Source organism: Methanoculleus sp. MH98A (assembly GCF_000691865.1).
In the GTDB taxonomy this organism is placed as follows: Archaea; Halobacteriota; Methanomicrobia; order Methanomicrobiales; family Methanoculleaceae; genus Methanoculleus.
The window spans coordinates 1-8,602 of record NZ_JMIO01000095.1; the positions used below are offsets into that span (position 1 = coordinate 1).

Genomic DNA, 8,602 nt, shown 5'->3' on the forward strand with positions numbered 1-8,602 from the left:
ATGGCGATATCCCCACGGTCCAGTGCATCGGGACAACTAGAGGGCGTTCTAACAGCCTTATTCTCACAACGCGATCCGACGAACCCCTCACTCCACCCGCGCCCGCATCACCGTGAGCCGGACGCCCTCCTCGCCGTCGAGGTCGAACGTCCGCTTCTCCCCGTGCGCCCGGCAGAACTCCTGGAGGTCGAGCATGTGCCGAAGCCCCGCCGCCGCCTTCTCGTTCTGCACCAGTTCGAGCGGCGGCTCAAGGAGCGGCCGGGGCAGGAAGACCACGCACTTCGCCCGGCTCCGGGTCAGCGATACGTTCAGGCGGTTCCTGCTGTAGATGAACTCGGCCTCGCGAAGGGCGGTCTCGACGTCGCTCACGCCGTAACTGATGATCGCGCTCTCCGCCTCCTGCCCCTGCATCTTGTCGACGGTGTCCACGAACGGCGGATACTTCCAGGCCCGCACCCCGGCGAGACTGCTTTTGATGGCGCCTATCTGGGCATGGTGCGGGCTGACGATGAAGAGCCCGTGCCGCCAGAAGCGGTAATCCCCGTCTTCCGTCGCCGGGTACCGTTCTCCCGAGCCGGGGTCGAGGAGCCTCTCCCGGAGCGCCCCGGCGAGTCGGGCGGCCAGCGCCGCCTCGACCCGGTTCTCCACCGTCGTCCGGACGCCCTCGAGGACGCAGAGCACGAGCGGGTATGCCGGATCGAGGACCCACTCCATCCACTCCTCGCCCGGCGAACCGGGGGCGAGGGCGATCCGCCGCCCCGAGATCGCGTCGGTTGCGGGGGCGTACCCGGTTCCGTAGAGCGTCTCCGCCGGGAACCGCGAGAGGGTGCGGTTCATCCGCCAGTTCTCCTGGAGCTGGCAGGTGTAGACGGGGCGGGAGGGGTCGTCACGGTGCCGGAGGTAGGCGAAGACGGAGTCTTCGAGCCCGGGGAGACCGTCAACCGGTGCCGGATACGCCCCCTGGACGACGGGGGGGAGCTGGAGATCGTCTCCCGCGAGGACGAGCCTTCCGCCTTGCCTGAGCATCGGGAGCACCATCGCGAGTTCCGCCGCCCGCATCTGCGACGCTTCGTCGACGATCAGGAGATCGAGGGACGGGAGGGACTTCTCGAGTTTTGCGAAACCGTGCACCGTCCCGCCGAGGAGGAGGGCCGGGTAGCCGACGACGGTCTCGGCCCGGTCGTGGGGCAGCACCTCGAGGCTCCGCTCCCCACCGGCCGTCCGGATATCCCTCAGTTTGTAGATCGGAAGGCCTGCAGTAAGGCCGAACGCGTCGACCGAGCCCTGCACCTTGACAAGCAGGTTCTCGACGGCCGCGTGGGTGAACGCCGCAACCCCCACCCGGATCCGCTCCCCGTGCGCCCGCCGGGCTTTGACGAGCGAGAGGATCGCCGTCGCGAGGAAATGCGTCTTCCCGGTTCCGGGCGGCCCCCAGACCAGGGTCAGGCGGTTCTCCGTCACGTGCGAGAACGCCCGGTTCTGGCTTTTCGTGAACCCGGCATCGCGGGCGAGCCGTCCGGCGTCGGCGCCGACCTCTCCGGGCTCGGGGATCGGCGCGGCGAACCCCCGCGGGTCGCGGAGGAGGCGGATAAAGGCGTTCTCCGGCTGCTCGTCGAGAGCAAGGAGGCGGTCGACGTAGCGCGGGACGGTGAAGTCCGTGAACCGGGGGTGCAGCACCGCGAGATCGCCCTCGGCAAAAGGTGCGTGATCGCGGGGGTAGCCCACCTCCAGCACGAGACCCCTGACCTCCCCGGCCGTCCGGTCGACGATGGTGTCGCGGACCCTTGCGAAGCAGACCCCGCTGTTCCCGGGGTTCGGGCTGCTCCGGTAACGGAGATCGTCGAACGCCCGCTCCGCCTCCTCGCCCGCCTCGCCGTCCGGCACGAGGAGGTAACTGACGCCCGCGACTGCTCGAAGAGCGCGAGATCCAGGGGGGTGAGCACCTTCCAGAAGTTCCCCTCGCTCTTCTTGAGGGGGATGCTGACGCCGTCCCGGACCCTTGCCTCCCGCGGCCTGCTCCGCAGTTCCTGCACCTGCCGTGCGCCCATGGTCGACTCGTACTCCGCGATGAAGAGGAGACGCGATATCTCCGGCGTTGCGGCGTCCCACGAGCCCGGGAACCGGAACTTCTCCGCCCACCGCACGAGTTTCTCCTTCGTCCGTTCGCGGAGCCCGTCGAGGACGCTCCCCGCGGCGAGCAGGCGGCGCGAGACCTCCTGCCGCACCCAGTCGAGAGCCTCCGGCCGTTTCCCGTGCCACGCCATGATGATGGCGTCGCTCTTCATGGCGTTGCCGTGCTCGCTCCAGAAGAGGGAGCTTGGGTCGAGCCGGTACGCGAACCGGGAGGAGGGGATTGCCGCGAGAACCTCGGGCAGGCGGAGCGTGAACGGGACGGGAAGCGCGAGCAGCCGCCGGCTCTCTCTTGTCAGGACGACGGTCGGGAAGGGGACGGAAGTGCTCGGGTGGCTTGACCCGAGAGCGATGCCGGGATCCTGGTAGTAGAACCGCAGCCTGAGAGCGTCCTCGGCGGTCACAGGATCGTCGAGCGCCTCTTCGAGCAGCCGGGTGAAGAGTTCCTCCTCGTAGGTGTCGTAGACGTAGGTCTGCACCGACTCCTGTTCGGCCCAGTCGCGGCCCCGGTTGTACCCGTCGACAGTCTCGAGTTCCGCGGCGAGCGCCCGGATGAACTCCCGGCGCACCCGGGCGCAGTCGCCGGGATCCGCCGCGACGAAGATTTCTTCGTGCGAGGGCGTCCCGTAGACGGCTTTGCCCCTGCTCCGCCGGAACCCGAGGGCGTATGTCCGGCCGGATACGGGATCCTTCTGGATGGTCAGGACGACGGCGATATCCTCGTAGACGGGGAGCGCGAGCGAGGTCGCGTCGAGCGAAACGACTTCCCCCGTGGTGAGCGCCCGGACGGTCGCCCGCAGGCGGTCGCCCTGGCCGGCAAGCGACCCGCAGTTGTCGAGGCAGCCATCGCTCTCCGGGTCACGGAGGAACGCCTCCAGGTCGGAGAGCGCATTGATCGAGAGCCCGCCGTCCCACGGCGCCTCCCGCAGGTAGCGCCGCCCGATGGGCGAGAGCCCCGGAATCTGCGAGACCGAGGAGGAGGCCTCCGCCTCGGCGCGGCAGTGGGGGTAGAACTCGCAGGACTCGCACCGCGAGGTGAGGTGCCAGGGCACGTCCCCCGGCGGGCCGGCAAGGATACCCGGGAGGCGGTGGCGGAAGAAGTCCTCGATCACCCGTATGTTGAGGTGCAGGTCGAAGGGTTCCGGTTCGTCCTCTCCGTAAAGCCAGATTCCCGCCCGGTTCCGGTCGACCGGGAGATCGAGCCCGAGCAGGTCCAGGGCGTGCTCGAGGATCAGGACGTACAATGTCGCCTGGATCCGGTGGCTGACGCTGAGTTCTTCGCTTGCCTTGATGTCGATGATCTGCAGGCGTCCTTCTTCATCGACCCTGATGAGATCCGGGCGGCAGGGGGAGAACCGGTGCATCCCGGGGTCGAGATCGTAGTTCTGCAGGAAGTGGACCGAGACCGGAATGGTCGTCTGGTAGATTGCCTCGCCCGGAGTAAGCCGGGGGAGGAGGTCGAAACTCTCTTCGATGGAGAACGACCGCCCGGAGATCGGCCCCGCCCCGTCCGGGAGCCGTACCCTGCCCGCGAGTTTCGTCCGGATCACCTCCTCCTCCCACCGGATGCCGGCATCGAGGAGAGCCCGCGTCACCGGGCTCGTGTCGATCGCGGCCGCCGGGATGCCGGCTCCGGCGCGCTCCTGCTCCGGGGTCGCGTGGTAGCGGAGGTGGCGTTCGCAGTCGTGGTAGAAGAACCGGCCGATGAGCGACGGGCTGAGGTTGAAGCGTGGCATGGACGAACTCTGGGATGACTCTCTTTGCGATTCTCTGTTTGTGCGGTCGTGGGAAAACAGTTGTTATTCGTGGTTTCTTTAACGATCCGCTACAATGGAGGTTCGCGACGGATCGACCTCGACCGGTTATCCCGCCCGATGTTCCCGGGGTGGTTCCGGGAATGCGCCCGCGCCTTTGAAGGAACAAGCCTGCAGGTACGAGCACATTCCGTATACCAACGTATACGCCTTGTCGCACCCCCGGGAAGAGGGTGATCGCCCTCCCCTCACCCGGTCGTGTTCGCCGTCACGTTTGTGGGGGTCTCGTTCGTCGGCGACAGGGTCACGTCCGGCGGAATCATGACCGCATCGATGGCGTGGATGACGCCGTTCGCGGCCGGAATATCTGCCCGGATTACCCGTGCCCCGTTCACCGTCACGCTCTCGCCGGCGGCGTCGACGGTGATCGTGTTGCCCTGCACGGTCGGAATGGTCTCGTTTGCGGCGATGTCGGACGCCGCATAACCCCCCGGAGCCATGTGGTAGAGCAGGGTCTCCGCGAGGTTGCCCTTCGGGTCGTCGAAGAGTTCTTCCATCATGGTCTCCGGAATCAGGTCAAAAGCCTCGTCCGTCGGCGCAAAGACGGTGTAGGGCCCCGACCCGGCGAGCGTCCCCTTGATCCCGGCGGCATCGAGAGCCCGGACGAACGCCGAGAAGTTGCCGTCCCGGACCAGTACCTCGTCGGCCGTCAGACTCCCGCCGACCGGGGTTTCGTTCGTCCGGTTCTGGTCGCCGTCTCCCGGCAGGCCCGTGCAGCCGCAGATGAGAACCGCCGCCCCGATTGCCAGAGCGGTTATGCACAGTGCGTAATCCGTTCGCATGGTTCCCCCTGGAGACTGTAACTCCGACCCTCCTCTCTCGTTGCCCCTACATAAAGTACTGCTCCCGGGACGCCTATTTCCAGAGCGTCAGGGTCGAGACGACGTGCCGGACGGGATCGTAGACCCTGACGGTATGATTGCCGGTATCGGCGATGTACCAGAGTCCCCCGAAGTCGACCAGATCGCCCGGCTCGTTCACCCTCGCGTCCCCTGAGAGTCCGTCCCGGTAGCCGCGTTCGCCGTCTCCCGCCCGGGTGAGAACCCAGCCGGTCTCCAGGTCGAACTGCTTGATCTTGTGGTTATGGGTGTCGGCGATATAGAGCGAACCGTCCCTGTAAGCGATGCCCATCGGTCGGTGGATGCGCGCCATCCGGGCGATGGTGTCGAGGTCGCCGAAGTCGTCCGGGGAATGCCCGATACGGGTCTCGACCATTCCCCGCTTGATGCGGCGAATTGCCGAAGCCCCGCTGTCGGCGACAAAGAGTGCCTCGCCGTCGGTGACGATGCCGGCAGGTCCGGCGAAGGCGGCCTTTCCGGGCGGCCCGTCGACCAGCCCTTCCCGGCCGGAACCGGCATACGGCTCCACCCTGTGGGTGGCGAGCTCCATCCGCCAGATCTGGTTTGCCCCCGCCATCGCGATGTAGAGGTGGCCGCCCAGCAGCGCGAGATCCCGCGGCGCGTTCAGCGCGGTTTCGGTGCCCGGTCCGGCAACGCCTGCCGACGGGGCGGCAAGGCCCGTCCCGGCAATCGTCGTGACCCGCCGCTCAGCACAGGAGACCCGGCGGATCGTGTGGTTCCCGGTGTCCGCAACGTAGAGGATGCCTGCCTCTTCGTCGAACGCAAGGCCCTCAGGCAGGTAGAATGCGGCTTCATCGAACGGTCCGTCGGTGTTTCCGGCAGCCCCGGAGCCGATCGTCTCCAGGATCTTTCCGTCCCCGCCGGTGACGACGATCCGGTGATGCCCGGTATCGCTTATGAACAGGTGCATCCCGGCGTTGTCCGCCGCGACTTTTCCGGGACGATACAGGCTCGTTTCCCGTGCCGTCTCCGGAGAGGTTCCCGGCGACAGCCGTCCTTTCTCAAGCAGGCCCTGCTGCCCGAACTCCGCCGTCATCCGGTCGATCTTCGGGTTGAGCCTGCCGTAGAGCCCTTCGCCGGCGGTCTTCCCGACCACGTTCCCTCCCGGGTCGATGAGGACGAAGGTCGGCCAGTCCTTGATGCCGAAGGTCTGCCAGAGCAGGCGATTGCGGTCGATGGCGACGGGGTGCTTCAGCCCGGCACGGCGCACGGCCTCCCGGAAGTTCCCGCCGACCGCGGCGGATTCAAACCCGGGATAATGAATTTCGACGACCACCAGCTCGGGATACCTCTCCTCGAGCCGCCGGAGATCCGGTGCCAGCCGCATGCAGTTCGAACAGGTGAACGTCTCAAACGAGAGCAGCACTACCCTGCCCGAGAGATCGCGGATGGAGAGGGGGCGGTCGATGTTGAGCCACTCGAGACCGGGGGGGAAATCAGGCGCGGCTATCGGTGTCATGCGACACCCTGTGGCAGTTTGAGGTTATGAATGTTGGCGAGGATCGGGGTCGGGCCGAACCGTCATGCAGGCGGCCCGGCGTATGCCGCCCGCGGCGCGGCGAGCATCTCTCTGCAGAAGTTAATCGCCGCGGGAACCTGCTCTTCTGGTAGACCACGGGTTTTATGCGGGGCGTCTTTGAGACGTCGGCGATCACCCCAAAGACCTGCGGCCAGGGCACCCTGTCTTCCGGCGACGGAGGCCGGAGATCGTTGTGGATATGAAACGCCTGCAGGGAATCGGGCGGAACCTCGCCAAGAGATCCGGGAAAGTCCTCTTTCGCGGCGGCGTGGAGGTGCCAGGGATCGAGTGCTATCCCGGCCAGCCCGGCGATCTCGGGATGGATATCTTTGAGTGTCGCCCAGAACGACCGTATCTGGCTACCCGTGGAGATGCTCTGGTCCTTATGGTGCTCGAGCAGCACCAGCGGTTCCGTCCCGAAGGCGTTCCAGTGGGCGGCGATCAGGGCGTGCATCGCCGTGACGATATCGGCGTGGGTGTTCCTCCGGTCGCCGGGGTGTATCTCGATTATCTCCGGAGGGATACCCAGAAAGTCCTCGATCTCAAGGAGCATATCCCCGAAATCAGCCACCCAGCCGGGGTCGCGCCACCGCAGGTTTGCCGTCGCCTGCCTGCCGTGCGGGTCTCTCCTGGGGATGGCCGGTTCGGTGTGCAGGAGGTATCTGAGGTTGCCCGGAAGGGCCGTGTCCTGCTCGTAAAGGAGCTCGACGGACGATCGGTTGAGGATCGACCCGATCTCCTGCCCCGTCCGCTCCACCTCCGTTTTGTTCTTGACGAAGTCGGCAGGGATCTCGATATACGCACACCCGAGCGGCTCGGCGAGGAGCCAGCGCTCGAGGAGCCCGCCTCGTTGGGCTACTTCGGTGACGTTCGGGTAGATGTAGTCCGCACCCGGCATGACAGTCTGGCTATAGCGGGGCGATCACAAAAACGTTGGGGATCCCGATCCCTCTTCTCTCCCGCCCGGCAGGAGCGGTCTCTGGAGATATTGCCTGACGAACGGCGCAACCTTACTGTGCAGGCCCCGGGGGCTGCCTACACCTGTCGAGAACCTGCGGACAGACGAACAGTATGTCCACGGGAGCATGGATGTAGGTGCAATAGGCGCGCCCGGGGTCGTAGTACATGCATGAAGAGCATCCCCATCGCTGCGGCTTCTCCTCTTTCTGCAGCAGGACCCCTCCCGTTTCTGCATCGTGCAACGTATGCGTCCCCCGCTCCTGTGCCTCGGGGGATTGACCATCGGGATTACTCTTCAGCGGATCGCTGCCGCGGGGAGATCTCATGTCGTACTCTAAGATGCTCTCCGGCTGCCAGACATTTATTGTGCCGATGAATTTTCACCTCTTCAATGAATCTTCACGGCTGTTCATACCGGGAGATACTGAACTGCAAGGGTGAGGAGGTAGAGGATGATGGCCAGCAGGATGAATTCTCCGTCGGTGAACAGTTCGAAGAAGAGTTTCTCTTTCCCGAACCGCCGGAAGCCCAGAAGATATCCCTGGGCGTAGATCGTGCCCGAAGCCAGCAGCAACGCTACACAGAGACCCGACAGGCTCCGCCGGTGAACACCAGTACGGTTCCGACGGTCAGGTTCAGCCCCGTGAGGAGAAAGAGCGTCTTCCGTGTGCCGAGGATCGTCGGAATCGTCCTGACTCCCGATGCGGCGTCCCCCTCCACGTCACGCAGATCGAAGACAACTGTGTTGATGAATACCTGGAAAAAAAAGAAGATCCCGACGATACCGGTGGCGGCGTCCACGGGAAGGCCGGCATGGCAGACTGGCAGGAGGACCGTGGGAATGGTCCAGGAGAACGCCACAGTCAGACTCTTCATGATTGGGATCTCTTTTAATCGCCGGAACCCGAACCCGGCAGGGAAAAGTGGCACGCTGTAGACGATCCCGGCGACCAGAGGAGCAGCTGTTACCAGCAAACTGTCGACCCCCTGGAGAGCGGAGTGGCAGATAGCGATGATGTAGGCGCCGATCGCAGAGCGAAACAGGATGGATTCGTATTTCTTCGTGAATGCATACCGTTCTGTGTGATTTATGACGTCCTCGTCTTCGTCGGTTTTGCGGTTGAGGTTGTAGACGGCGAATACGATAAGCATCAGTATTGCTGCGGCAACCAGGTCGAAGGGGAGGCCTTGCAGGAAACACGAGATGTACACCATCGCCGCCCCTGTAATTGAGAGGCAGAGGGAACTGTACACGAAAAGTTGGACGACGATCTGTCGGGTTGGTTGAATCAGTTTGGCATTATTTGCAAATCCGAACA

At 65.0% G+C, this 8,602-nt stretch carries 7 protein-coding genes; all 7 read right to left on the minus strand.

What is annotated here, in order from left to right:
* Positions 1–87: 87 nt before the first annotated feature.
* Positions 88–1,461: an ATP-binding protein gene (locus EI28_RS14985; RefSeq protein ID WP_231476773.1), complete on the minus strand. Its 1,374-nt coding sequence runs from the start codon at positions 1,459–1,461 to the stop codon at positions 88–90.
* On the minus strand, positions 1,458–3,866 hold the full coding sequence (locus tag EI28_RS14990) for a PD-(D/E)XK nuclease family protein (protein ID WP_231476768.1): 2,409 nt from the start codon (positions 3,864–3,866) through the stop codon (positions 1,458–1,460). The genes EI28_RS14985 and EI28_RS14990 overlap by 4 nt, the downstream gene beginning before the upstream one ends.
* Positions 3,867–4,132: 266 nt before the next feature.
* Positions 4,133–4,726, minus strand: a complete 594-nt coding sequence (locus tag EI28_RS11090; protein ID WP_048114870.1) for a fasciclin domain-containing protein — start codon at positions 4,724–4,726, stop codon at positions 4,133–4,135.
* Between the two features lie 73 nt (positions 4,727–4,799).
* A complete protein-coding gene (locus EI28_RS11095; RefSeq protein WP_048114872.1) occupies positions 4,800–6,263 on the minus strand; it encodes a thioredoxin-like domain-containing protein in 1,464 nt (487 codons plus the stop codon).
* Complete coding sequence (locus EI28_RS11100; RefSeq protein ID WP_231476770.1) at positions 6,241–7,221, minus strand: sugar phosphate isomerase/epimerase; 981 nt, start codon at positions 7,219–7,221, stop codon at positions 6,241–6,243. Before EI28_RS11100 ends, EI28_RS11095 begins: the two co-directional genes overlap by 23 nt.
* Positions 7,222–7,692: 471 nt before the next feature.
* Positions 7,693–7,857 (minus strand): hypothetical protein, encoded by a 165-nt coding sequence (locus EI28_RS14120; RefSeq protein WP_155937377.1) that lies wholly within the window; start codon positions 7,855–7,857, stop codon positions 7,693–7,695.
* Between the two features lie 2 nt (positions 7,858–7,859).
* A partial coding sequence (locus tag EI28_RS11105; RefSeq protein WP_231476771.1) for a UbiA family prenyltransferase occupies positions 7,860–8,602 on the minus strand: 743 nt, incomplete at its 5' end.

What these genes read in the sequence shown, in the direction of transcription:
- EI28_RS14990 (WP_231476768.1), bottom strand. Translation starts at nt 3,866, where the DNA reads ATGCCACGCTTCAACCTCAGCCCGTCGCTCATCGGCCGGTTCTTCTAC.
- EI28_RS11090 (WP_048114870.1), bottom strand. Translation starts at nt 4,726, where the DNA reads ATGCGAACGGATTACGCACTGTGCATAACCGCTCTGGCAATCGGGGCG.
- EI28_RS11095 (WP_048114872.1), bottom strand. Translation starts at nt 6,263, where the DNA reads ATGACACCGATAGCCGCGCCTGATTTCCCCCCCGGTCTCGAGTGGCTC.
- EI28_RS11100 (WP_231476770.1), bottom strand. Translation starts at nt 7,221, where the DNA reads ATGCCGGGTGCGGACTACATCTACCCGAACGTCACCGAAGTAGCCCAA.